The organism is Bacillus multifaciens, from assembly GCF_030756675.1.
Classification (GTDB): Bacteria; Bacillota; Bacilli; order Bacillales; family Bacillaceae_G; genus Bacillus_A; species Bacillus_A multifaciens.
In genome coordinates this window covers 1-23,054 of sequence record NZ_JAVBXD010000009.1, presented here as the reverse complement: position 1 = coordinate 23,054, position 23,054 = coordinate 1, and the positions used below count along the sequence as shown (strand labels likewise).

Here is a 23,054-nt window from a genome sequence, read left to right as displayed (position 1 = left end):
TCTTTTCTCCCTTTCCCTATATACGGTCTAATTTTTTTAAACGCTTCGCCCCGTATTGATAAACAAACAAGGCACTAAATAACATATTCAAAAGAAAAACAAGTCCTGTCATCATGATATCCTTCGTTGCAAACGCAAAGAGTACAGCGAAAATGACACCGCCCACACAAAGCAACGTACATAATAACGTCAGAAAATCTTTCATTTTTGCTTCTTCTGGGATTGGATATAGCTGGGGCCATAATTTCAGACGATGATGCTTCCATAAACTTAACATCTGATAGCCGATTAAATATAAAAATACGGCGCCGACTAGAAGACGAACATAGAGAAACGGCGCAAAGTATAAAATCAAACCGCCAATTGTCAGTAAGCGGACATACAACCCAAAGTAATTTCCTGAGCGTAAAAACGTGCGCAAGTATAAGAATAAATATGGGCGTTTGTCTGATACAAGTTGAAGAATAAAATCAAGCCATTTGCGACGAGCCACCCGTTCTTTTAATGCCGGTACATCAACAAACATATTGGCAATGCGGTATAGCAGCATCATTTTCTTTCCTTCTTCAGCAATTAAATATTCCCAGTTTAGCGGTTTTCCTTTTACTTTCTGGTGCAAAAATACAAGATAAATGATCATCGCAAAGACGATTGCTCCCATATACAACGCAGAAGCACGCTCGACAAGAAAATACACAAAGAAAAAGTTAAGTACAAAACGAACAAGCCAGTCCGTAAGATGAATACGGTGATCCGTCATATAAGACTTTTCCCATGTTACAAATAAATTCCATCCTTTACTTAGCACAATCGCCAGGATTATTATGATATATGTTTCCCCTGATTGTTTCGTCTGCTGAAAATAGAGCGGAGCAAGCGCCGCACTTACCATTGCCACAATATACAACTGGACGATAAACGTAAATTGAAATGCTTTTCCGAAATATGCTTTTAATTTTTCTTCTACTGGAAGTAAATATACGAGATCCGCTTCTTTTAGTAACGTTTGAATCGACCCTGCCGTTAAGACAAGTCCTAACAGCACCGCCATCACAAATGCCGCCGGAAATGCAGGCGTTAATGTTTGCAGCCATTGCTGGTAATAATATGCGCCGGTACCAATGATAAATACAAAAATAAATTTCAAATGATCATTAAATACATATTTACCGTATGTACGCGTTTCCTTTAAAAAATGACGAAACCTTTCTTTCCATAGCCCTTTACTATTCATCAGCATCTTCTTCCTTCGTTAGTGCAATGTAAATATCATCAAGTGTTGCCTCTGGCATTTTAAACTCACTTTGCAGCTGCTTTAGAGTGCCCTGTGCCCGGATTTCACCTTGATGCAAAATAATAAAGGAATCACAATAACGCTCTGCTGTTGCTAAAATATGTGTACTCATTAAAATGCCTGCACCGCTCTTTTTCATTTGATCCATCATTTGCAGCAATGATTGAATTGCTAGTGGGTCTAGCCCAACAAACGGCTCATCGACAATATATAAAGAAGGCTCCACTAAAAACGCACTCATAATCATTACTTTTTGTTTCATCCCTTTTGAAAAATGAGATGGGAACCACTTCAAACGATTTTTCATGCGAAATTCTTTTAACAGCTTGTCTACGCGCGTATCATACTCTTTCTCGTCAATGCCATACGCCATTGCCGTTAGCTTTAAATGCTCTTCTAACGTTAGCTCCTCATAGAGCACAGGTGTTTCTGGAATAAACGAGAAACTAGAGCGGTATGCTGTCATATCATCTTTTAATGTCTTACCGTTAATCGTGATATGACCTTGTTTCGGCTCCATTAATCCGATAATATGCTTAATTGTTGTACTTTTTCCCGCACCGTTTAAACCGATTAAACCGACAAGTTCTCCTTTCTTAACAGAGAATGAAATATTTTGTAATACAGGCCGCTTCGTATATCCGCCTGTGACATTTTCCACGCGTAATAATTGTTCCATATGACACCACTTTCTTCATTTATGTATATGTAATCATCTTACCAAAAAAATAAAGCTCCTACATAGTACAGACCTAACATTAAAAGAAAAAATTTCCTTTGCATATATCCTAAAAAAGCGGACATCATAATTAGTGAGGAAGGAACACATTGAAAAAGCAGCCATAAAAGTGATGAACACAGCCTAGCGAACTCATCATGAAATGGGGTGTCTATAATGGACAAAGGTAATTTACACGGAGCCATATAATTTGTTTCATTTTAGAAACGGGGTGTCTCGCGGAGAGTAGATACTGTTTTATAAAATAAACAATTCATTTCCGAAGGATTGCAACATCATTTTAATGAAAATGGGGTGTCGACGGCAGAATATATGTCGAGTTACCGCGCATTTCCTAAATAAATGAGGTGTCTCCTAAAGGTAGATTAAACGAAAACGCTTTTTCAAACCTTCTTCAGAAGGCAGGAAGCTTACCGGCTTCCTGCTTTTCGTGTTTTTTCTATTATGTAATTATGGTAAAATACGGCTAAGACTACTGAAAGGATGAGGAATATGAATCATACTGCAGATAATTGTATTTTTTGTAAAATTATTGAGGGACAAATTCCTTGCGCAAAAGTATATGAAGATGAACATGTACTTGCTTTTCTTGATATTAGCCAAGTTACAAAAGGGCATACACTCGTAATTCCAAAAGTACATAAACAAGACGTATTCGCATTAACACCAGAAATTGCTGCGCACATTTTCTCTGTTGTTCCAAAAATTTCAAATGCAATGAAAGCTGAATATAATCCAGTTGGTTTCAACTTATTAAATAATAACGGCGAAAAAGCAGGACAAACTGTCTTTCACTTCCATCTTCATTTAATTCCACGCTACGACGAAAAAGACGGTTTCGGTGCTGTATGGAAGTCTCACCAAGGTGATTACACAATGGAAGAATTACAAAACATTGCAAACACAATTGCAACTAGCGTAAAGTAACCTTTTGTTAGAACAGTATGTACAATAAGATTGCACATACCATGCACACCCCGCCAATGAACGCAAACCTAGCAACTTGCTGCTTTACTAAAAGGATTGGCGGGTACGATCTTTTCTGTTTTAAAATAAAAAATAATTGCATTGCTCGTACAAGAAAGAAAAGACTGACAATAAAACAAATGTTAGTAATCCATTTCACTTTTCTCCCCCCTTGTCTTATGCATATGCACAGTTTTACACATCATGAGTATAACAATGCTGTGAAACTTTCAACGGTGATGACAAGTTTCACAAATTAAGGAGGCCCTTTTTATGTCAAAATCTAAATCCTTTCTAACTGGCGTCATTTGCGGCGGAGCTGTTGCTGGACTTGCTGTACTCTTCTCTACTCCTTCATCTGGAAGAGATATGCGAGGTAAATTAAAGGAAAAAGGAAACGATCTAAAGAAAACATTGGCTGATATTACAGCCGATACAAAATTATTAAGACGACAAATCGTTGAAACAGCTTCTGAAGGTAAAGAAGTCATCCAAGAGTTAAAAGATGATATGCACGAAACAATCTCGACATGGAGACAGGATATCTCTCAAAACAAGCGTCACATTGAACTAGAAATTGAAAACATTCAAAAGTCAATTGAAAAGTTACAACAAGCAGTTCCTAACAAAGCCTAATTTTTCGTACTATAACAAATCGTTTTGATTCTTACCGTCTCTTATACGGCACATGACATACATGTGCCGTATTTTTTATACAATGATTCCCCTCTCCTCTCTACGTCCAAATCAGAATAAAATTCCGTCAATCTTTGTCCTGTCCGACAAGCAAACACTTTTATAACTACTCGAATTTTGTATAGTTTTGTCATTTTAACGAAAAATTTTCACAATTCTAACAAAAAGACTTTATTAATTTTTATTTTACTGGCATAATAGATAGTAATGAATAAGAATTGTATAAAGTGGGTGAATCAATGAAAAACGGTGAAAAAAATTATTCGATAAAAGAAGCGATGATTTTCAGCCAACGCATGGCTCAATTATCAAAAGCGTTATGGAAGTGTGTAGAAAAAGATTGGCAACAGTGGATTAAACCATATGATTTAAATATTAATGAACATCATATTTTATGGATTGCGTATCACTTAAAAGGGGCTTCTATCTCAGAAATTGCGAAGTTCGGTGTCATGCACGTATCCACAGCTTTTAACTTCTCTAAAAAACTAGAGGAACGCGGTCTACTTATATTTTCAAAGAAAGAAGATGACAAACGAAACACGTATATTGAGATTACAGAAAAGGGAGAAGAATTGCTGTTGCAATTAATGGAGGAATATGACCCTGAAAGTAATTCTGTCTTTAATGGTGCATTAGCGCTTCGCAATTTCTACGGTAAATTCCCAGAAAACATCGAATTAATTGCCATCTTACGAAATGTTTATGGGCAAGACTTTATCGACATTTTCGAGAAATCACTGGATAATATCGAGGAGAGTTTTATCGAACATGATGAAAAGCTTGTTAAAAAATGCTAATTTATTATCTTTTCGCCATCATACGTAAAAATTCTTGCATCAATGGTTGAAATAGACCTTGACGTTCGAGCGCTTCTGCCGTCTCTTTTCCTTTGAGGCTTTGCGGAAGCGCTCTTTCAAATTTATGTAACAGCTCATCAAATAAAAGCAAACCTTCCTGCTTTTCCTTTATGTATTGCTCATTCATTTGTTCACAAAGAACTAACAAACGTTCTACGTCACGTTTCATCACTTTCTTCTTTATAATTAAAGAATAAAATGGACACTTTTCTTCATCTATCATATTAAAAAGAAGCGATACATAATATTCTGCTTGTTCTAAGCGTTTCACAACGTCCATTTTCTTCCCTCTCTTTCTCTATAGATCGCTTGCCTATAAGCGATCCGTTCTCGCCCACCTTAAAAGGGGGATGTCTTTTTTGTATGTATATATTCTAAATTTCTCTATTTCAGAATTTTATAACACGAACAAATTATCGTATGATACAATAGAAATATATGTATTTTCGCCAAAGGAGGACGCTCCTCGTGACAATTATAATTTCATTTATTGCTTTTGCAATTATCGTTCTAACTTATACAAACCTTATGACACACACACTGTGTCAACAAAAAGAAATGTCTGATCGACGTCAAACGAGTGTCTTTCGGTTCATCAACGTATGTATTACCATTCTATTAATTTCTAGTTATATAGAGATTATATTTCATGCAAAGTGAGGAAGGAAACCCCTTCCTCACTTTTTTCCTCTATAAACAAATTATACCTACTATTACTAATAAAATAAATAACACAAGCCACAAAATTAATTGTTGATTCATTATATATTCAACCTCCTCATTTCTCTTTGTATGCGTGTAAGCCCAAAATGGTGACATGACCGAATCTGACAATCCTCACCAACATATGGGTAATTTTTCTTTATCAATAGGAAAACACATCGAAATATGTTATATTAAATTTTGTACATATTGCTTATACTATAAAGTGAAACTTCCATTAATGGGGGCGTACTGCCCGTTTATACGGGATTCAAAAATACATAATAGTAGGAGTGTTTATTTCATGAAGAAAGCAATACTTGCCCTAGCTGTAACAAGTGTATTCACATTATCAGCATGTGGCACTTCTGACAAAGTTGTAACATCAAAAGCTGGGGATGTTACAAAAGACGAGTTCTATAATGCAATGAAACAACAAGGCGGTAAAAACGTCTTACGTAACCTTGTAATGGAAAAAGTATTCATTAAAAACTACCCAGTAAAAGATGATACCGTTAATAAACGCTTTGACGAATACAAAAAGCAATACGGCGATCAATTTGCTAGTGTATTAAAACAAAGCGGCGTGACTGAAAAACAACTAAAAGAAAGTGTTCGCGGCGAGCTTGCAATGAAAGAGGCTGTGAAAAAAAGCATCACAGATAAAGAAGTAAAAGACAATTACAAACCTGAAATTAAAGCAAGCCACATTCTTGTAAAAGATGAAGAAACTGCGAAAAAAGTAAAAGACGAACTAGCACAAGGTAAGTCTTTTGAAGACTTAGCAAAACAATACTCTCAAGATCCAGGTTCAAAAGATAAAGGCGGCGACTTAGGATACTTCAAACCAGGTAGCATGGTAAAAGAATTTGAAGATGCTGCATATAAACTGAAAAAAGACGAAATCAGTAATCCTGTAAAAACACAATTCGGTTACCACATCATTAAAGTAACTGATATTAAAGAATTAAAACCATTCGACCAAGAAAAAGATAGCATTAAAAATGATCTTGTTGACAAGAAAATGAAAGATGCTCAATTTATGAACGATCTTGTTACAAAAGAAATCAAAAAAGCAGATGTGAAGATCGAAGATAAAGACTTAAAAGATATTTTCGAAACTCCAAAAGCTGAAAAAGAATCGAAGAAATAATGAAAAGCTCGGCAATCGCCGGGCTTTTTTGTTTTATATATGATGAACCTTTGCCCCTATACAACCTTGTTCTCTTACAATTATGCATTTTTTTATATTGCTTTCACGCTTCGGAACAAGGTAAAATTTGTAAAACACTATTCATTAGGAGGCGGATAAAGTGTCCAATGAAATCATACATTCCATTGACCATCCAATGGTAAAAATTCCAGGGGGCGAAGTACAATTAAGAGACGATAGAATAAAACGCACATGGAAAGTTGAAATCAAACCATTTCTTCTTGCCCGTTATCCTGTAACTATGGATCTATACTATGCAATTATAAATCAACCTTCTTTTACCGGAGATCCAAAACCGGCTGTAAACATTTCTTGGCACGATGCCATTTCCTTTTGTAATCTCCTTTCGCAGAAAGCTGGACTGAAAGAGTGTTATTCTATAAGTCACGATGGTAAAAACGTGATTTGTGATTGGGAAGCAGACGGCTACCGCCTTCCTTCAGAAGCAGAGTGGCAATATGCATGTAAAGCAGGAACTACTGGTTATAGGTACGGAGAGCTTGATAGGATTGCCTGGTATGATGAAAATTCAGGCGGCATACTCCACGAAGCAGGAAAAAAAGAACCGAATGCATGGGGTCTATATGATATGTTAGGAAACGTTTGGGAGTGGTGCTGGGATTTATATGATGAACAAGTATACGGCTCCTACCGAATTTTTCGAGGAGGCAGCTGGGCTGAAGAAGCCAGAGGTTGCGGAGCTTCGTGTCGTCGTCGCAGCCATCCAACCTTTCGTATCGATGACCTTGGGTTTCGTCTTGCCCGGTCTATTCACCGTGACAATACAGTTTGATAATCCATCTTCACCTATCATACGTTTACAAAAAAAGCGTTTAAATACGCTAAATTCTCCTGTAAAAAAGCTTGATTCTTTTCAACGCCTCTTCGTTTACACCAACCGATCGAATTAAACGCATCGGTAAAACGATAAAACGGCAAAACTTCTTGCAAATTAATAAGCGACCGAATGGATTCATAGCCTCGCTGATAAGCCTCCATTGTTCCAGGATATTTCATGAAAATATCACGATTGATTTTTGTAAAATCCATTTCGGTCGCGCCGATACGGACACTTTCAAAATCAATGATGCCGGCCACTTGGTTTTCATAAACTAAAATATTCCCTGGCCGAAAATCCATATGTATAAAACAAGGTCCGTCTGGAGATGGAAGTAATTTAAGTTGACGATCAAAATGTTGCAATGATTGTTCAAATAAACGCGGTTCCATTACTTCCTTTACATCTTCTGCGAAAGAATAAAATTGCCCGTGAATAAACTCAGACCATTGATTATACACATTTGAAACAGCACTGCTAAAATCCTGTTCACTTGGAATAATCGCATGCAGCTTAGCATGTTGCACGCCAATATCATAGGCTAAGGCTGCATCCACCCTCCCTGTAGCCGGCACACCGTTAATTGAAGATAACAACAGTGCGCCAGTAACATCCTCATTACCTTCCCAATAATCTAACACTTGTGGTACAGATAACTCCTCGCGTAATCGTTCAAGCACCGTATACTCACGTTCAAGCTTTGCTTTCGAATAAGGAATTTTTATATAAACTATGCGATGATCCATCAACTTAATTTTATAAACTGCCGAACTAAAAGACTGCGGAACATCCTCAATTGCTAATACATTCAAGTTAAATTTTCCGATTACTTGTTGTAACTTATTCATTTAACATTCTCCTCCCCTCTTACAAATCTGTAAGCTTTTTGTCACCTATATGAATAGTACTAGCTACATGACAGTACTATAATTACAACTATAAAGCAGTTATTTTATAAAAAATATCCCTACACATGGAGGTTTAATATGAAAAAATATATTTTAACTTTACTACCATTTATTTTAGGAATCGGATGCATCGTTGGCTTTAATACTGCCGGATCTACAGTCGCTCCGGATGGTAAGCTTGTAGAACCATTTTACTTATTACCAATGGGTTATTCGTTAATCGCTATCGGTATCATTGGTCTTGTTGTAAGTAAAATGAAGACAGTTAAGTAATAGACGAAAAAAGAGCTTTGGTAAAGCTCTTTTTTATCTTTTAACTATCCATTGATATCAGATTGCTTATTTTACTATATAGAAATTCTCCCGTTATACCACCCATCTATAAATGATTGTAGAGAATGCGCCACCCATGTTGTACTGTTATCTTCATGATTCCAAACATAAATGTCATCGTTTTTAATCACTCCATTTTGCACGCAATAGCCAAAAAGATCGCCATTCCCTGCATCAGCAACAAACAACATAGAAGCAAAAGGCATATGAAACTCTTGAACGCCTTCTTGCCGGCGCATATACAAATTTTCTCTTTGAATTAGCTTCGCACTCCAAACTAAAGAGAGATCATACGCAGTGTATGTCACCCCATCCGTTTCACGAAGAAAATCTTTCAATTCATTTGGAAATTGCACTTGAAACATTTCTTCCATTCGGACTATTGCTTCCTCTCGTGCTGGTGGATAAAACTTACAATCTACCGTGAAGCTCTCAATGAAGTTTATCCATTTCATTCAAAATCCCTCTCGGAATTTCTATTTGGTATCCGCGAATCTTTACTCCATAAATTTCCTATACACATGCATAATTCGAACAATTTCAAACCCTAACGATTTATACAGATTCTCTGCCTTACTATTCCCTTCTATATAACAAAGTTGAATAGAAGTATCCCCATTGCTTAATGCTCTATTTATCCCAAATTGCGTAATTTTTTTGCCATATCCCTTTCCCTGATATGCTGGTGAAACCATAATATGATCTAAGTATCCATCTTCAATAGTAATTGCTCCTACAAGTTGTTCATTATGTAATGTAATATATATCGGCTTGTTCGATAACGCCTGTTTATCTTGTTCACTTAGCGGGATTACATATGGTTTAAAATCATTTTTCACGGCAATTTCATAAAAACATGCCGCTCTGCACTCGGCATATTGTTCGTAAAACTTATCTTCATAAGGAATGAATTCAAGATCTACATCTGGTTGAACCCCTCCTGTATAACACATACTTGGTGACCCAAACCATTTTTTATACCCTAACCTTTCGTAAAAAGAAGCTGGATTTTCTACATCTACTCTTACTTCTGTAACGAAAACACTTGGGTTTTCGGTTTCTACAATCTTATGAATTTCTTGATGAAGTAACGTACCGATTCCTTTTCTTCTTTCTCTTGGATCAACGTAAACCTGAATATCCCACTCTCTTTTCTCTTCATTTCTTATGATCACAAAAGCGAAGCCTTTTACTCCTAATTCATCCCACACTAAAAAATGTTTCGTTTCCTTAAAAATAGTCATCATGTTATTCAAATCAACATCGATTACTCCCACACTACTTATTTTTACAAGTTGCTCTAAATCTTCAAACTCACATTCCCTTATCATATGAAATTCTCCTCAAATTGAAATTTCGTCTTACTTCCTAACATGGAGATATTCTCTGAAATAGTTTAAATTCCTACAAAAGACATAAAAATGTACCTGTAACACTACACCAATCCTTAACACAGGATTATAAGAAAAAACGCATCAAATCAACGTCTGATGCGTTTTTTGTGCAATTTCTTCACTACACCGCTACTTCCAAAATAACTTTTGCTCCGCCTAGCTTTTCTGAATGACTTAAGTAAATATTTCCACCATGCTGCTTTGCAAAGTTTTTCGCAATATATAGTCCGATTCCATGATGATGTTTTGAATGTCTACTTTTATCGCCCCTATAAAATTGCTCTGTAGCTGCATTCATTTCTTCTTTTGTAAATCCTCTTCCTGCATCCTCGATAATAAATTGAACCTTATCATGAACGGTTTCAACTGTGAACAACAAGTCACCACATACCGGGGAATATTCAATGGCATTCATCATCACATTCATAATCGCTCTTTTCAAAGCAGCTCCATCACCATGAATACATTTCGGTATGTCCTTAACTTCTTTCATTAGATTTAACTGCTTGTCCAAAGCACAAATTGCACTTTCTTCTATAAGATGATCAATAAAGTTTTGAAGCTCTATTTGCTTAAATTGAAGTGAAGTCCCTTCCTCACTTTTCGTAATGTCGAGCAAAGATTGCATGTACATTTCCATTTCAGCAACACTTTTCAAAATATGCTCATTACATTTCTTTTGATCCGAATCTAGCACGAATTCATTTAACAGCTCGGCATTCCCTCTCAGTATCGTTAATGGCGTTTTGACATCATGCGCTAAAGCAGCAATCTGTTCTCTTCTATTCGTTTCCATCTCCCACTGTTTACGCAAGGAATCGTTCAGTTCATCTTTCATTTTTACTAAAGAATCCAATATTTCATTCACTTCTATTATTCTAGACTTCTCTACTTGAAAATCTAAATCTTCTTTTTGAATTTTATCAGTTACTTTTTTCAAAAGTAGCATTTCCTTTGACAATGATTTCCCAAAAGAACGAGCTAGAAATAACACTTCTGCGACAAATAATAGGATAAAAGAGATAATCAAAGAAATGTCCGGGATTGGTAAATACTTCTGCAAAACAGGATTTTTATAATTCGTATGCAATGTATATAAAACGACACAAATATCTTTATTCCGCTTCATAACTGCATAGTAGTATCCTCCTCCGCCTATTTCGTTGTTCTGTACGCTATCCCATATTTTCTTCGCATCATTTTTATGAATATTCCCTTGAATGATGTTTCCTGAAAAGTCATACACAACATATTTATATTGTTTTAAAATCCGATCATCGCCTTGTTCTGCTTTTACTATGGCGTCTCTTTGCGATTCAATTTGTTTCTCATAATAATTCGCGGGAAGAATCACTCCTGTGTTAACGCCAATACTGAACAAGCTCATATGAATAGCAACTAAAGCAATCGTCCCTATTGAAAATGCGAAAATATACCGTATAAAAATTTTGCGAAGATTGATTTGTTTTTTCACCTTTTCCATTTATATCCGATTCCCCACACTGTTTCGATTGGATTCATACCATACTTAGATAATTTATAGCGAATATTTTTAATATGTTCCACAATGACTTGATTGTCACTGTCGCCATCATATCCAAAAACATTTTCATAGATTTTTTCTCTTGAAAAGACTTGACCGTGATTCAAAGCTAAATACTCACAAATTCCGTACTCACTTTTCGTAAATGGAATAACTGTATCGTCATACTTTATTTCTTTACACGATAGATGAAATGTAAGACCTGACAGAGAAAATGCATTTTGCTTTTCCCTATGTTCACGTCTTACATGTGCTGACACTCTTGCACGCAGTTCACCAATTCCAAAAGGCTTTGTAATATAATCATCTCCGCCAAGACTAAGCCCTGTGATCAAATCCTTTTCCATTGTTTTCGCAGTTAGAAACACAATGGGACTATCCACCAAGTTTCGGATTTCTTGACAGAGTGTAAATCCATCTATTTCCGGCATCATGACATCTAATAGAATTAAATCATAATGAGAAAATTTGTTCTTTGAAATCGTAAGAGGATCACGAACGGCAGTTACCTCATGTCCTTCTTTTTCTAAAGCACTTTTTATAATATAAAGAATACCTTCTTCATCATCAATTGCTAATATTTTTGCCATACAGATCCCCTCCTCCAACTTCCATTATAATGCTGTTTTCACAAAATATGTTTACATTTCTTTACGCCCTTCATAAAAGGAAAACCAGATAAGAGACATAACAAGTACAATAATCGTTGAGCAAATACACATAACTACTCCCATTTGAGTATCTACTGGTAAAGCATGAAACAAATCTGGATTCAATTTGTATATAAAAAAACTATTACTCAATCTCATTCCCCACGCACACGGAATGTATTTCCAAATAACTTCTCCCATCCCGGTAAGCATTAAAGCTGCCAGCAAGCTTTCCATAATGCCAACTCCAATGGAAGCACCTTTACTAAAGCGAAAGTTCAAAAACAGATGGAATAGATACATAAAAATCTGACAGCCAAAAAGGACGAAAGATATCTCAAAATAGAAAGACAGTGGTAGTTCATTCTGCCCTAACAGAAAATGAAACCCTGCCGCAAATCCAAAGACCGCTAATATAGTAGAACAAAATCCGCATATTAACAGCAAACATACTTTACTAATAAATGCTTTCCGCTTTCCGTATTCTGTTGATAAAAGTTCTGTAAAGTTCCCTGCCAACGATTCCTGTTCCACAACAAAAGAACATACAACACTAATTAGCAAAGGAAAAGCCATGGATAATGCTTGAATATAGACTGGAACCTTACTAATAGAATCAACTTTAGAAAAAGAATAATAACTTAAAAAAAGAACAATCCCGATGATTGGCATCGCCATATGTATCCAGAAAAAAATGGTACCCTTCATCTTTAGAAAATCAGCTTTTAATACCCTTGGTAAAACTCCCATTTATTTTGCCTCCTGCTTTTCAAACCATTTTGCCGTCACATAAGTGAAGAAAAGGAACAACACTATCGAAATGACCACGCCGGGCAGTATAACATGATAGGAAAGGAGTTCTGGTGTGAACGTTATATTTCCTGGTTTTGCAGGCAAACCATTCGGTAGTATTTTTAAAATAGGAATCATGAGTCTGCTCGGGTACGTATATGGGTTAATTATCCAATTATTATCTGGTGCAAATGCAACCCCAAAGACTGCATTTGCTCCTATATTTAATAGAACCGTTGGAAATATACCTATTTTGTTACCTAAAAATAAACATACAGGAATTTGCCACATAACAGTAATAATCAAAACAATGCTTCCTAATAATGCATTCGTTGCAGGAATTATTAGGAAATCCTCTTTATTTACTAGTAAGCTAGATAACTGTATTCCACAAAAAATAATCATGCAAGAACAGATCAAAATTCCTAAAACGAGTAATATTTTAGAAAGCCATACTCGTTTTAAGGAAATGGGTAACGATAAAATAGCCCGATTATTCATTTTTTTATCCTTCTCGACAAGAAGTACACAACTTAAAGAAAGCATCCCTGGAAGAATACCAACATACCACCAGTTATAGCTAGCTGATTGAAAATAACTCCTCATTAATACAAAAGTAAGCAGCATTGGAGTTAATGGAGCAAGCCAGATAAGTTTATTCAAAAAAGTATGTTTGATTTTGATTTTTTCAGATACAACATACGGAATCATTTTTTATGCCTCCCTTTTATATTTTCTCGCCACTTGTACAAATAAGTTTTCCAAGTCATCGTTCTTATTCAATTTCCCCTGATATCCCAATACACCGTTAGCTATAATCCCAACATGATTTGCAACCTGGCTTACTTCGCTTAAAATGTGACTGGATAAAATAACAGTAATTCCTTTGCTAGGGAAAGAAAGAATCAATTCTCTTAATTCTTGTATCCCAAAAGGATCCAGTCCATTCATTGGTTCATCTAATATTAAAAGCTTCGGATGATTAAGTAATGCAATGGCAATTCCTAATCGCTGCTTCATTCCCATCGAAAATTTCCCTGCCCTTTTCTTACCTGTATTCTCTAGCTCTACAACACGCAATACTTCATCAATTCTTGACTTTGGCAACCCTAAAGCAGTCGTGCGAACGAGCAAATTTTCTCTTGCTGTTAAATTTTCATAAAGCGGAGGGGACTCAATTAAAGCACCGATAGAATGTAAATCACGCCGTGTCCATGTATGACCATCAAAATAAATTTCACCAGAAGTAGGTGTAAGCATGCCCGTTATCATTTTCAAAGTAGTCGACTTTCCTGCCCCATTCGCACCTAACAATCCATAGATTGAATGTTTCGGTACAGAAAGTGAAATATCTTGTACTACCCTTTGTTTTTGAAATGTTTTGCAAAGGTTCTTGGTTTCTAAAATCATCTCACTCATTCTAAACTTCCTCCTTGTCTTTGATGAGTCTAGAATAAATGACAATTATAAGGATTCTATAAGGAATATAAAAAATATAGCGACTGAAACGAGGAGTTATATGTAAAGGCACACAAAAACCCCCGAATCGTGTCCAAGATTCGGGGGGTAGTTCACAATACAGAGATCATCCCTTTTAAAGTAAACCTACCCATTGCCAGTATGTTAAGCTGAAAATGACAATTAAGATATAACCTACGAGAGTAATCGGAATACCAGATTTCAAAAGGTCTTTTGTTGTAAATGCACCTGTTCCATACGCAAGCATATTTTGTGGTGCGCTTACTGGTAGTAAAAATCCAAAGCTAACAGCAAATTGTTGAATTAATACAAGCCCTGGTCCATGAAAGGACGTTGGCTCCATTGACATCACAAGTGCAATAACAATTGGAATGAAAGCTGAAGATAAGCTTGTTGCACTTGCAAAACCTAAATGGATCAATATGTTAAATAAAGTTAGCACCATAATAATGAAAACCAACGGCATACTAGTTAATCCAAAGGCTTCTAATGTTTTTTCAGACAACCATGATGCACCTTTCGTTTGCAATAACAGTGTTCCGAGCGAAATTCCGATTGCGAATACGAGAATTGTTCCCCACGGAATTTTACTTTCAACTTCTTTCCACGAAAAGATTCCAATGCCAGGGGACAACATAACTGCAACAGCAGCAATGGTAACCGTAGTAGAATCAAATGGATGAACAGTTCCTTCCGTTGCCCATAAGATCAACAACACAAGTGAAATAATAATTAATCGCCATTCTTTTGATGAAATTTCACCTAATTCCTTTAATTGAGCACCAATAATCTCTCTTCCACCTTGTAATTCTCCTATCTCAGGTTTGATGAGCTTATTCATAACAAAGAATAATAAAACTGACATGATAACAGCCCAAGGCCCAGCGTATAACAACCATTGTCCCCACGTAATATTAGAACCAAATGATTGTTCCATAAACCCTAAAGCAACCATGTTTTGCGCAGCCGCCGTTTTAATCCCAATGTTCCAAATAGAAATGGATTGAACAGCCGTTACCATAAGTAAAGCCGATAATCTACTTGTTTTCGGCAAACCGAAAGCTGCTACAATTCCCATTAGAATCGGAATGATTGTACCTGCACGTGCTGTTGCACTTGGTACGAATAAAGCGAGAATAATACTGACTAAAATCGTTCCAAACACTAAACTACTCGTTTTTGTTCCTACTTTTGACATAATGAATAAAGCAAGACGTTTATGCAAACCTGTTATTTCCATAGCGGCAGCGATGAATAGTGCTCCGGCTACAAGTCCAACAGCCGAAGAGCTAAATCCACTAAGCGCTAATTTTAATGCACCTTGACTCGTATAAGTTACCGATGGGTTTTCAATCGTTGGTGCAAGTCCTATAAAAATCGTAATTAATGAAGCAATAATCGCTGCACTTACTGGATACGTTACCGCTTCAGTCACCCAAAGAATAACTGCTAAAGCTAATATCGCAAGTGCCCTTTGTCCTGCAACTGGAAGACTATCAGGAGTCGGAAGCAAAACGATCATAAAAAATACTGCAAATGCGAGGCAAATGAATATCAATTTTTTCTTTTCCAATTTATTCCCCTCCTTTTGTTATTACAATCTATCGTAAAACAAACGAAATCATCGAAAACGCTTTCAAATCATTATGAAATAGCGTTCATATCTATTTCTGCCTTAAATGTAAACGAAATATTCTCACAATTATATATTATGTAATTAACGAAAGTGATTTGAAACTTTCGAAAGGTATTACGATATTTTCTATTACTGTAAAACCACGCGAACTTTGCTCAGTATTTCACTTACTTTAATTACATAATTTATGTTAATTTCAAATTATTTTTAAAAGAATCAAATAACCTTATGATGAGCTTGTAAGAAATAGCCGGCTAAAATTTTATCCATGTTTGTGAATTTGTTCACAAATCAATTAATTTGGAGGAAAAATCCATGAATGTATTTCAAATTATTCAGAAGACCGTCACTAATATGAATATTGTCAGTGCCATTACTTCAACAATCTTCATTATTTTGCTAGGTTTCTATTGTCGCAAAAAAGGAATTTTTAATGATCAGGTTGGAAAGATGCTATCAAAAGTCGTATTATCCGTTGCTTTACCTGCTCTGGCCTTCACATCTTTTATGATGGATATTAATCAAGAATCTTTAGCTGAAGGAATGAACATTTTAATTTGGGGATTACTTATTTACATTATTTTAATTTTTGTCTCTAAGCCTATGTATCTAAAATTTAAAGGTGACAAGCAAGATACATTGCGTGTTTTAACAATTTTCGGTTCAACAACTTTCTTTGGTATTCCTATTGTAGGTGCTATATATGGACCTAAAGGTGTCCTATACGCCTCCATTTTTAATATTGGTTACCGAATTTTTCTATACTCGTATGGTTATATCAAGATGAGTGGACTGAAAATGGAAGCAAAAAATATAAAAGAAATGTTTGTTAATCCTATTGTCATCGCGACCTTTCTCGGATTATTCATTTGGATGTTCCAAGAATATTTACCTCAAGTGGCCGTTACAGCTGCTAATGGAAAAGTATCAAATGTTGCATTTTTACGAATCGATCGGACTGCCGTTTGGTTGTATAAACCGATGACTTATTTATCAGGACTGGCTTCACCACTTGCTTGGCTTTCGATTGGAGCAACACTCGGTGCTGTAAACTTCAAAACAGCGATTACAGATCGTACATCTTTCATCTACAGCATAAACAAAATTGTATTAGTTCCTATTATCAATATTGTATTTCTCGCAATTCTTTCACTAACAGGAATTCTTTCGATGAGCGCTATTTCTGTGGGAGTTGTTGTCATTATGATGGCGACACCAACTGCTACTGTAGCAGCTGCCTATGCAATTAGTTTTGATAAAGATGCGCTGCTTGCTTCTAATGCATCTTTACTTTCTACAATCTTTGCGGTTGTGATGATTCCTGTGTGGATTATCGTCATTAATTTAATAAGTGGGACAGGAATATTTGGATAAAGTGAAACTTTAATCAGTAGGGGTTTTCTTCATCCCCCACTGATTATTAGCCCTCACCAATCGGGCTTTTACGGGCAGTAAAACTCCCACAAATAGCGGGATAAAAAACTATAATGACAATGGAGAGATGAACTATGACATTAAAAGTAGCTTGTTACGGAGTTAGAGAAAATGAAGTACCGTTTTTTCAGCAATTAAATAAGTATCATTTCGATCTATGCTTAATTGAAGATTTACTTAGACACGACAATATTGAAACTGCTCGAGGAATGGATGCTGTTTTATTAAGAGGAAATTGCGTAGCAGATTTACAAAATATTAAAAAACTAAAAGAATACGGTGTAAAATATTTATTCACACGTACCGTTGGCTTTAATCATATTGATTTGCAAGCAGCAGCAGATTACGACATGCACGTGGCAAGGGTTCCTTCCTACTCTCCAAATGCCATTGCAGAACTATCTTTAACACTTGCCATGTCATTATTAAGACATACGACTTATACAACAACAAAAACAGCGAATCAAGACTTCACTGTAGATCGGACGATGTTCAGTAAAGAAATTAGAAACTGTAAAGTCGGTATTATTGGTACTGGTAAAATTGGATTAACGGAAGCAAAACTTTTTAAAGGGCTCGGCGCTGAAGTGCTTGGATATGATGTATTCCAAAGTGATGCAGCGAAACAAACAGTTACCTTTATGGAATTGGACGATTTATTAAAAGAAAGTGATATCGTAAGTATACACGTCCCTTATATCCCAGGAACAAATGATAAAATGATCGATGCTGAATTCATTTCAAAAATGAAAGATGGAGCCATTCTCATTAACACCGCTCGGGGTGAACTGCAAGATAACGAAGCTATTCTTAATGCCCTGCAATCTCATAAACTAGAAGGATTTGCAACAGATGTCTTTGAGAATGAAGAAAAAATATTCTTTCAAAAATTTGATAAAACAACAAAAAAATTAGATCCAACCGTTCAAGCACTACTAGAACTATACCCTCGTGTTCTCGTGACACCTCATATGGGATCTAATACAGATGAAGCACTTACGAATATGATTGAAACAAGCTTCGAAAACCTACATGACATCATTACAAAAGAGCACACAGCCAATGCTGTTCCTTTACCGAAAAAACGAGAACTTGCTTCTATAAACTGATTGCTATATGCCATAAAAAAGAGTCAAACTGTACCAAGTTTGACTCTTTTTTTGACCTAATTATTTATTTAAAAGACATGATCAAATGCTCTTTCTCAGGGACAACATGAAATACCATAATTGGTCGTCCAACTGCTAAATACTTTAATTCTTCACTTAAATAACCGATCTCATTTAAAAACAGCAAATACTTCTTTGTTGAAATCCGTGATAAATCAACTTCTTTCGCAATATCCTCTGTTGAAAAATACCCCTCTTGTTCCACTAGCACATGAAGAATTTTTTTTAATGTGATTTTGGATAATCCTTTAGGAATTTTTGAACGCAATTCCTTACAAGCAGGATTTGCAAGAGAAGGGACTCTCTCTTTTATTAATAATTGATCTAACGTATCTTGATCAGTTTCTTCTAACTTAGTAGTTAGTGAATGATATTGGAGAAAATTTTCTATTGCCAGTTCAAACCTTTCATATGAGAAAGGTTTAATTAAGAAATCAATTACCCCACACTCTAGTGATTTCTTAATGGTAGGTATATCATGAGCTGCTGTAATCATAATAATTGGTATAGAAAGCTGCTTTTGACGTACCATTTGTAAAAAATCAATCCCCGTTTCTCCTGGCAAATAAACATCAAGTAAGATTAAATCAGGTACATTCTTATTAATTACACTCCATAGTTCACCAATATTGCCGACAGAAGCGATAATTCGAAAACCTTCAAACCGCTCAATAAATTGCCGATTGATCATTGCAACCATAGGGTCATCCTCAACTATGATAACTTTAATCATCTATGTTCCTCCGTTTATAAGGTACTTCAATTCGAAAAATACTTCCGTTCCCTACTTCTGATTGTACATCAACAAGCCCATTATATTGTTTGACAATTGATTGAACAGCATCCAATCCATAGCCTCTAGCCCCGCCTTTTGTTGAAAACCCTCTCTCAAAAATCCGTTCCATTAATGCTTCATTCATGCCTACTCCTGTATCCTTCACTTCAATTAGAATTACTTCTTCCTCCTCATCATAGTGCAGAAAGATCGTCGCTTGTTTTATCAATGTTAACGTCATAGCCTCCTTGGCATTATCTAGTAAAATCCCCATTGATAATAGTAAATCATGAAGCATCTCACAAATTTTCATACTTGGAAAATAAGAATCCTCATCTATTATTAACGTTACACCTTGCTCCTTTAACTCACTCGTTTTTCCGAGTAAGAAACCTGCAACTGCTGGACTTTTAATTTTATCAGCTACAAACCCAATCTCGCGGTGATAATCAGCATTTAACACACGAATAAAGTGATTGACATCCTGATATTTTTCCAATTCAATCAATCCTAAAATCGTATGCAATTGATTCATAAATTTATGATTTTGCGCACGCAAGGCGTCAATATATTGTTCTGTCCCACTAAGTTCCCGAATAAGCTGCTGCATTTCTGATTGATCACGTAACGTTGCAACCGCTCCATAAATTTTTTTCTCTATATAGATAACCTGAATATTAACGATGAATTCAAACTGATTCACGACAATTACATGATCGGAAATTGACTTTCCTGTTGTAAATACTTCTCCAAAAAACGTTGAAAAGATATCTTTATCAAGGTACCCTTCCTTCATATTGTCCCCGGTAAACTTAGCCTTCTTTATGAGTTCTGTAAAATTTAAATTTTGTAAAAGGATTTTTCGATTTGGAGTCACCGCAATGATTCCTTCACCTACAGAATCGATAATCGTATCGCGCTCCTTTATATTCGCCACAATCTGCATAGGTTCGAGTCCTAATAATATTTTCTTTAATTGCTCCGCTAAATACAATGCACCCAATATTCCTACAAAAAGGCCAAATCCTAACCCCAAATAAAGATTTTTCTGTGCATTCCATATTTCTTTATTTATTGTTTTCTGTACAAAACCTACACAAACAATTCCAACTTGCTGACCTTTTTCATTCCAAATCGGAGTAAAGAAACGTGTGCCCTCTCCTAACACACCAACTTGCTTGGAAAAATGCTCAGATCCATTTAATGATTTTTTGGCATCCTCAATATCTGAAAAAGGTTTTCCTATAACGCTTTTATCTGGATGTGATTTTCGAATTAGCTCATTATTAAGCACAACTACAAAGCTAACACCTGTCGATTCCATCACTTCCAGCGTATACCGCTCTATCGCTGGACTAGATGAATCATTAGCAACTTCATTTATGACACGGGGATCTTTCGCAACCACTCTAGCAGTATTTTTCAATTTTTCATTTACAACATCCTTCTCTCGATCCGACACATAAAAATGTAAAAGTGTTGCACTTGCTATTAACGAAACGATGACTGACATTAACACCAATAATGTCGTCATTTTTTTTAATGATAATTTAGATAACCATTTATTTCGAATCATATCTAAAATCCTTTTTATTATTATTTTAACAATTTTCTATATCCTCTTCTACTTCTTCAAAAATACGTCACAAGTATATATTTACCAACTTCAGACTGAAGTAAATCACCTACAATTGCTTATTGAAAAAAGTTTGTACAGAAAAAGGACTAAGATTATTATTTCCTAGTCCTTTTCTTATATAAAGTGAAACTTCCATCAGTGGAGAATTTTTTCATCTCCCACTGATGGAAAGCCCGCTCAATCGGGCTTTTACGGGCAGTTATCCCCCACCTATCTTCTTAAGAAAAGCGGAAGCGGCTCGCTCAGAATCGCAGGACGCCCACGCACAGGGCGGAGAGGTGCTTTTTGCCTCGTCCGAGGGGGCGAAACGACCGAAGATTCTAGCCGCTAGAGCTGGACAATGCTTTCTCTGAATCTTGAGGTGGGGGTCTTACTGCCCACGAATAGCGGGATAAATCTCAATTTCTATAGGTGTACTCTATATTTTAGAATAAACCTTTTATAAAAGTGTACTAACCTACTTCCCAAACCTTTTCCGATATCCGCATTTTCTGCATAATTCCTCTACTGCTTCTCTTCGTGAAAATCCATCTACTAGGTTTGTTGCTCGTTCTCCTTCGATAATCTCTGAAAATGAGGCATTATTAATATTACCAAGGTTGATAATGCCCTCACCATCTAAACAACAAGGAATAACCGTTCCGTTCGCTAAAATACCCGCTTGATTGCGAAGGCCATAACAGAATCCCTTTCCATCGTCTTCTTCTTCATGCAGTGCAGGCCACTGAAACTCGTAATCTTGGTTTATATAAATGCGGTCCGCAATTTTTAAGCCACTTCCTGGTGTGACCTTCTCTTCAATTTTGTATGGTAAATCAAATTCTTTCTCAATAATTGCTAGCAACTCTCTGTTTCGCTGTATTTCAATATTCGTCTTATTATCTTGCGTTAAATTCCATAGTCTGAGCGAAACAATCAAATCTGATTGGCTCGTTGCTTCTTTAATAAAAGAAAGTATACTTCGTACGTATCCTTCCTTATCTTTCGAACCTTCATGGCCATCAAAGCTATGAAGCGAAAAATTCATCTGTCTGAGCGCAGGTTTATTTAATAATTTGTCTCTCTTTTTATTAATTAATGTTCCGTTCGTTGTAATGTTCACTTTAAATCCTTTTTCATGACTGATATCTAACAATTGACCTATTTTAGGGTGAAGCAGCGGCTCACCTTTTACATGTAAATAAATATAGTCTGTGTGAGGTTTAATTTGATCTAATCGCTTTGTAAAATCCTCCACAGAAAGAAATTGCTTCTGCCGTTCTGTTGGCGGACAAAAGCTGCATGCGAGATTACATACACTTGTAACCTCTAAATAAAACTTCTTAAACTTTTTCAATCTCAATTCCTCACTTCTTTGACTACTTATATAAATATAAATTGAAAAACCGACATAAAAACCCCCCTTTCTTTTTAGGGAGGACGTGAGCGTCTAGCCATGCATAGGAGCGGTTAGGGCCTTTTCCTGCCACGTGCGATGTTTTAAAACAAAGGAAGCAGGCTAATAGCGGTCCTGTTATATTCTGCATAGCATCGATTTATATGTCGAGAAATCAAAATGGATTTATATAGAACAGAGTAAAATATTGTGCTATCACTATTACAGCATAATTTTTCATAAATGGGAACATGCTTATTTGAGGAAACTATTGTTACTATTTTTTCCTGCTCTTGATTTAAGTCAATGCCACATCATATCCTCACCGTTAAAATAAAGTGAAACTTTAATCAGCCCTCACCAATCGGGCTTTTACGGGCAGTTTATCTCCCACCTAACTTCTTAAGAAAAGCGGAAGCGGCTCGCTCAGAATCGCAGGACGCCCACGCACAGGGCGGAGAGGCGCTTTTTGCCTCGTCCGAGGGGGTGAAACGACCGGAGATTCTAGCCGCTAGAGCTAGACAACAAAGAAATGCGGAAGTGGCTCGTTCAGAATGTGAGGGGGATGGAGCTTCTGACGTAGAGGTGTTTTTTACCTCGTAGGAAGAAGCGAAGCCAC

General features: G+C 36.1%; 26 protein-coding genes. 9 read left to right on the top strand and 17 right to left on the bottom strand.

What is annotated here, in order from left to right:
• Positions 1-16: 16 nt before the first annotated feature.
• Both Q9306_RS08245 and Q9306_RS08240 read right to left on the bottom strand, forming a co-directional pair.
• Positions 17-1,234 (bottom strand): ABC transporter permease, encoded by a 1,218-nt coding sequence (locus tag Q9306_RS08245; RefSeq protein WP_306197156.1) that lies wholly within the window; start codon positions 1,232-1,234, stop codon positions 17-19.
• Positions 1,227-1,973: an ABC transporter ATP-binding protein gene (locus tag Q9306_RS08240; RefSeq protein ID WP_306197154.1), complete on the bottom strand. Its 747-nt coding sequence runs from the start codon at positions 1,971-1,973 to the stop codon at positions 1,227-1,229. The genes Q9306_RS08245 and Q9306_RS08240 overlap by 8 nt, the downstream gene beginning before the upstream one ends.
• A gap of 552 nt (positions 1,974-2,525) precedes the next feature.
• On the opposite strand from Q9306_RS08240, the gene Q9306_RS08235 reads away from it, so the two are divergent.
• Positions 2,526-2,960, top strand: a complete 435-nt coding sequence (locus Q9306_RS08235) for an HIT family protein (RefSeq protein ID WP_306197152.1) — start codon at positions 2,526-2,528, stop codon at positions 2,958-2,960.
• A 7-nt stretch (positions 2,961-2,967) separates the two neighbouring features.
• Here Q9306_RS08235 and yhzF read toward each other — a convergent pair whose 3' ends face one another.
• Positions 2,968-3,159, bottom strand: a complete 192-nt coding sequence (gene yhzF, locus Q9306_RS08230) for a membrane protein YhzF (protein ID WP_306197149.1) — start codon at positions 3,157-3,159, stop codon at positions 2,968-2,970.
• Positions 3,160-3,272: 113 nt separating this feature from the next.
• Here yhzF and Q9306_RS08225 point away from each other — a divergent pair, with 113 nt between their 5' ends.
• Together Q9306_RS08225 and Q9306_RS08220 are read left to right on the top strand one after the other, a co-directional pair.
• Positions 3,273-3,635 (top strand): YtxH domain-containing protein, encoded by a 363-nt coding sequence (locus tag Q9306_RS08225; protein WP_306197147.1) that lies wholly within the window; start codon positions 3,273-3,275, stop codon positions 3,633-3,635.
• 299 nt (positions 3,636-3,934) lie between these two features.
• Positions 3,935-4,495: an HTH-type transcriptional regulator Hpr gene (locus Q9306_RS08220; RefSeq protein WP_306197145.1), complete on the top strand. Its 561-nt coding sequence runs from the start codon at positions 3,935-3,937 to the stop codon at positions 4,493-4,495.
• 4 nt (positions 4,496-4,499) lie between these two features.
• Here the strand turns inward: Q9306_RS08220 and Q9306_RS08215 are convergent, their stop codons facing one another.
• Entirely contained in the window at positions 4,500-4,835 is a 336-nt protein-coding gene (locus Q9306_RS08215; RefSeq protein WP_306197142.1) for a DUF1878 family protein, read from the bottom strand.
• Between the two features lie 158 nt (positions 4,836-4,993).
• On the opposite strand from Q9306_RS08215, the gene Q9306_RS08210 reads away from it, so the two are divergent.
• Positions 4,994-5,215: a hypothetical protein gene (locus Q9306_RS08210; protein ID WP_306197140.1), complete on the top strand. Its 222-nt coding sequence runs from the start codon at positions 4,994-4,996 to the stop codon at positions 5,213-5,215.
• Positions 5,216-5,245: 30 nt separating this feature from the next.
• On the opposite strand, the gene Q9306_RS08205 is transcribed toward Q9306_RS08210, so the two are convergent.
• Positions 5,246-5,389 (bottom strand): YjcZ family sporulation protein, encoded by a 144-nt coding sequence (locus Q9306_RS08205; RefSeq protein WP_371932353.1) that lies wholly within the window; start codon positions 5,387-5,389, stop codon positions 5,246-5,248.
• 172 nt (positions 5,390-5,561) lie between these two features.
• On the opposite strand from Q9306_RS08205, the gene prsA reads away from it, so the two are divergent.
• On the top strand, positions 5,562-6,410 hold the full coding sequence (prsA, locus tag Q9306_RS08200) for a peptidylprolyl isomerase PrsA (RefSeq protein ID WP_306197136.1): 849 nt from the start codon (positions 5,562-5,564) through the stop codon (positions 6,408-6,410).
• Between the two features lie 196 nt (positions 6,411-6,606).
• Positions 6,607-7,263, top strand: a complete 657-nt coding sequence (locus Q9306_RS08195; RefSeq protein WP_306197316.1) for a formylglycine-generating enzyme family protein — start codon at positions 6,607-6,609, stop codon at positions 7,261-7,263.
• Between the two features lie 17 nt (positions 7,264-7,280).
• Here Q9306_RS08195 and Q9306_RS08190 read toward each other — a convergent pair whose 3' ends face one another.
• Complete coding sequence (locus Q9306_RS08190) at positions 7,281-8,156, bottom strand: phosphotransferase family protein (RefSeq protein WP_306197134.1); 876 nt, start codon at positions 8,154-8,156, stop codon at positions 7,281-7,283.
• Between the two features lie 138 nt (positions 8,157-8,294).
• On the opposite strand from Q9306_RS08190, the gene Q9306_RS08185 reads away from it, so the two are divergent.
• Positions 8,295-8,489, top strand: a complete 195-nt coding sequence (locus Q9306_RS08185; protein ID WP_306197131.1) for a DUF3955 domain-containing protein — start codon at positions 8,295-8,297, stop codon at positions 8,487-8,489.
• Positions 8,490-8,563: 74 nt separating this feature from the next.
• Here Q9306_RS08185 and Q9306_RS08180 read toward each other — a convergent pair whose 3' ends face one another.
• From Q9306_RS08180 to Q9306_RS08145, 8 genes are all read right to left on the bottom strand, one after another.
• On the bottom strand, positions 8,564-9,004 hold the full coding sequence (locus tag Q9306_RS08180; RefSeq protein ID WP_306197129.1) for an SMI1/KNR4 family protein: 441 nt from the start codon (positions 9,002-9,004) through the stop codon (positions 8,564-8,566).
• Positions 9,005-9,046: 42 nt separating this feature from the next.
• The gene (locus Q9306_RS08175; RefSeq protein ID WP_306197127.1) at positions 9,047-9,880 is read right to left on the bottom strand and encodes a GNAT family N-acetyltransferase; all 834 of its coding nucleotides are present in this window, start codon (positions 9,878-9,880) and stop codon (positions 9,047-9,049) included.
• Positions 9,881-10,064: 184 nt separating this feature from the next.
• Positions 10,065-11,426, bottom strand: a complete 1,362-nt coding sequence (locus Q9306_RS08170) for a sensor histidine kinase (RefSeq protein WP_306197125.1) — start codon at positions 11,424-11,426, stop codon at positions 10,065-10,067.
• Positions 11,414-12,076, bottom strand: a complete 663-nt coding sequence (locus Q9306_RS08165) for a response regulator transcription factor (RefSeq protein ID WP_306197123.1) — start codon at positions 12,074-12,076, stop codon at positions 11,414-11,416. Before Q9306_RS08165 ends, Q9306_RS08170 begins: the two co-directional genes overlap by 13 nt.
• 51 nt (positions 12,077-12,127) lie before the next feature.
• Positions 12,128-12,886 carry a lantibiotic immunity ABC transporter MutG family permease subunit gene (locus tag Q9306_RS08160; RefSeq protein WP_306197121.1) on the bottom strand — a complete coding sequence of 253 codons (759 nt, stop codon included), beginning with the start codon at positions 12,884-12,886 and terminating at the stop codon, positions 12,128-12,130.
• Complete coding sequence (locus tag Q9306_RS08155) at positions 12,887-13,639, bottom strand: lantibiotic immunity ABC transporter MutE/EpiE family permease subunit (RefSeq protein ID WP_306197119.1); 753 nt, start codon at positions 13,637-13,639, stop codon at positions 12,887-12,889. It abuts the gene before it with no gap.
• Between the two features lie 3 nt (positions 13,640-13,642).
• Positions 13,643-14,347, bottom strand: coding sequence for a lantibiotic protection ABC transporter ATP-binding protein (locus tag Q9306_RS08150; protein ID WP_306197117.1), 705 nt, complete (start codon positions 14,345-14,347; stop codon positions 13,643-13,645).
• Between the two features lie 175 nt (positions 14,348-14,522).
• Positions 14,523-15,980: a DASS family sodium-coupled anion symporter gene (locus Q9306_RS08145; protein ID WP_306197115.1), complete on the bottom strand. Its 1,458-nt coding sequence runs from the start codon at positions 15,978-15,980 to the stop codon at positions 14,523-14,525.
• A gap of 378 nt (positions 15,981-16,358) precedes the next feature.
• On the opposite strand from Q9306_RS08145, the gene Q9306_RS08140 reads away from it, so the two are divergent.
• Together Q9306_RS08140 and Q9306_RS08135 are read left to right on the top strand one after the other, a co-directional pair.
• Positions 16,359-17,417: an AEC family transporter gene (locus Q9306_RS08140; protein WP_306197114.1), complete on the top strand. Its 1,059-nt coding sequence runs from the start codon at positions 16,359-16,361 to the stop codon at positions 17,415-17,417.
• Positions 17,418-17,551: 134 nt separating this feature from the next.
• Complete coding sequence (locus Q9306_RS08135; RefSeq protein ID WP_306197112.1) at positions 17,552-18,586, top strand: 2-hydroxyacid dehydrogenase; 1,035 nt, start codon at positions 17,552-17,554, stop codon at positions 18,584-18,586.
• A 64-nt stretch (positions 18,587-18,650) separates the two neighbouring features.
• Here the strand turns inward: Q9306_RS08135 and Q9306_RS08130 are convergent, their stop codons facing one another.
• The 3 genes from Q9306_RS08130 to Q9306_RS08120 all read right to left on the bottom strand — a co-directional run bounded on the left by Q9306_RS08130 (position 18,651) and on the right by Q9306_RS08120 (position 22,396).
• Positions 18,651-19,379, bottom strand: a complete 729-nt coding sequence (locus Q9306_RS08130; protein ID WP_306197110.1) for a response regulator — start codon at positions 19,377-19,379, stop codon at positions 18,651-18,653.
• A complete protein-coding gene (locus tag Q9306_RS08125) occupies positions 19,372-20,997 on the bottom strand; it encodes an ATP-binding protein (RefSeq protein ID WP_306197108.1) in 1,626 nt (541 codons plus the stop codon). The genes Q9306_RS08130 and Q9306_RS08125 overlap by 8 nt, the downstream gene beginning before the upstream one ends.
• Before the next feature lie 520 nt (positions 20,998-21,517).
• Positions 21,518-22,396 carry a radical SAM/SPASM domain-containing protein gene (locus Q9306_RS08120; RefSeq protein ID WP_306197106.1) on the bottom strand — a complete coding sequence of 293 codons (879 nt, stop codon included), beginning with the start codon at positions 22,394-22,396 and terminating at the stop codon, positions 21,518-21,520.
• Positions 22,397-23,054 lie beyond the last annotated feature (658 nt).

Excerpts from the sequence above, each read along its gene's own strand:
- Q9306_RS08140 (WP_306197114.1), top strand. The coding sequence starts at position 16,359 with ATGAATGTATTTCAAATTATTCAGAAGACCGTCACTAATATGAATATT.
- Q9306_RS08210 (WP_306197140.1), top strand. The coding sequence starts at position 4,994 with ATGTATTTTCGCCAAAGGAGGACGCTCCTCGTGACAATTATAATTTCA.
- Q9306_RS08185 (WP_306197131.1), top strand. The coding sequence starts at position 8,295 with ATGAAAAAATATATTTTAACTTTACTACCATTTATTTTAGGAATCGGA.
- Q9306_RS08245 (WP_306197156.1), bottom strand. The coding sequence starts at position 1,234 with ATGAATAGTAAAGGGCTATGGAAAGAAAGGTTTCGTCATTTTTTAAAG.
- prsA (WP_306197136.1), top strand. The coding sequence starts at position 5,562 with ATGAAGAAAGCAATACTTGCCCTAGCTGTAACAAGTGTATTCACATTA.
- Q9306_RS08170 (WP_306197125.1), bottom strand. The coding sequence starts at position 11,426 with ATGGAAAAGGTGAAAAAACAAATCAATCTTCGCAAAATTTTTATACGG.
- Q9306_RS08195 (WP_306197316.1), top strand. The coding sequence starts at position 6,607 with ATGGTAAAAATTCCAGGGGGCGAAGTACAATTAAGAGACGATAGAATA.
- Q9306_RS08220 (WP_306197145.1), top strand. The coding sequence starts at position 3,935 with ATGAAAAACGGTGAAAAAAATTATTCGATAAAAGAAGCGATGATTTTC.
- Q9306_RS08175 (WP_306197127.1), bottom strand. The coding sequence starts at position 9,880 with ATGATAAGGGAATGTGAGTTTGAAGATTTAGAGCAACTTGTAAAAATA.
- Q9306_RS08240 (WP_306197154.1), bottom strand. The coding sequence starts at position 1,973 with ATGGAACAATTATTACGCGTGGAAAATGTCACAGGCGGATATACGAAG.
- Q9306_RS08165 (WP_306197123.1), bottom strand. The coding sequence starts at position 12,076 with ATGGCAAAAATATTAGCAATTGATGATGAAGAAGGTATTCTTTATATT.
- Q9306_RS08150 (WP_306197117.1), bottom strand. The coding sequence starts at position 14,347 with ATGAGTGAGATGATTTTAGAAACCAAGAACCTTTGCAAAACATTTCAA.
- Q9306_RS08235 (WP_306197152.1), top strand. The coding sequence starts at position 2,526 with ATGAATCATACTGCAGATAATTGTATTTTTTGTAAAATTATTGAGGGA.
- Q9306_RS08130 (WP_306197110.1), bottom strand. The coding sequence starts at position 19,379 with ATGATTAAAGTTATCATAGTTGAGGATGACCCTATGGTTGCAATGATC.
- Q9306_RS08155 (WP_306197119.1), bottom strand. The coding sequence starts at position 13,639 with ATGATTCCGTATGTTGTATCTGAAAAAATCAAAATCAAACATACTTTT.
- Q9306_RS08180 (WP_306197129.1), bottom strand. The coding sequence starts at position 9,004 with ATGAAATGGATAAACTTCATTGAGAGCTTCACGGTAGATTGTAAGTTT.
- Q9306_RS08160 (WP_306197121.1), bottom strand. The coding sequence starts at position 12,886 with ATGGGAGTTTTACCAAGGGTATTAAAAGCTGATTTTCTAAAGATGAAG.
- Q9306_RS08225 (WP_306197147.1), top strand. The coding sequence starts at position 3,273 with ATGTCAAAATCTAAATCCTTTCTAACTGGCGTCATTTGCGGCGGAGCT.
- Q9306_RS08125 (WP_306197108.1), bottom strand. The coding sequence starts at position 20,997 with ATGATTCGAAATAAATGGTTATCTAAATTATCATTAAAAAAAATGACG.
- Q9306_RS08135 (WP_306197112.1), top strand. The coding sequence starts at position 17,552 with ATGACATTAAAAGTAGCTTGTTACGGAGTTAGAGAAAATGAAGTACCG.
- Q9306_RS08190 (WP_306197134.1), bottom strand. The coding sequence starts at position 8,156 with ATGAATAAGTTACAACAAGTAATCGGAAAATTTAACTTGAATGTATTA.
- Q9306_RS08215 (WP_306197142.1), bottom strand. The coding sequence starts at position 4,835 with ATGGACGTTGTGAAACGCTTAGAACAAGCAGAATATTATGTATCGCTT.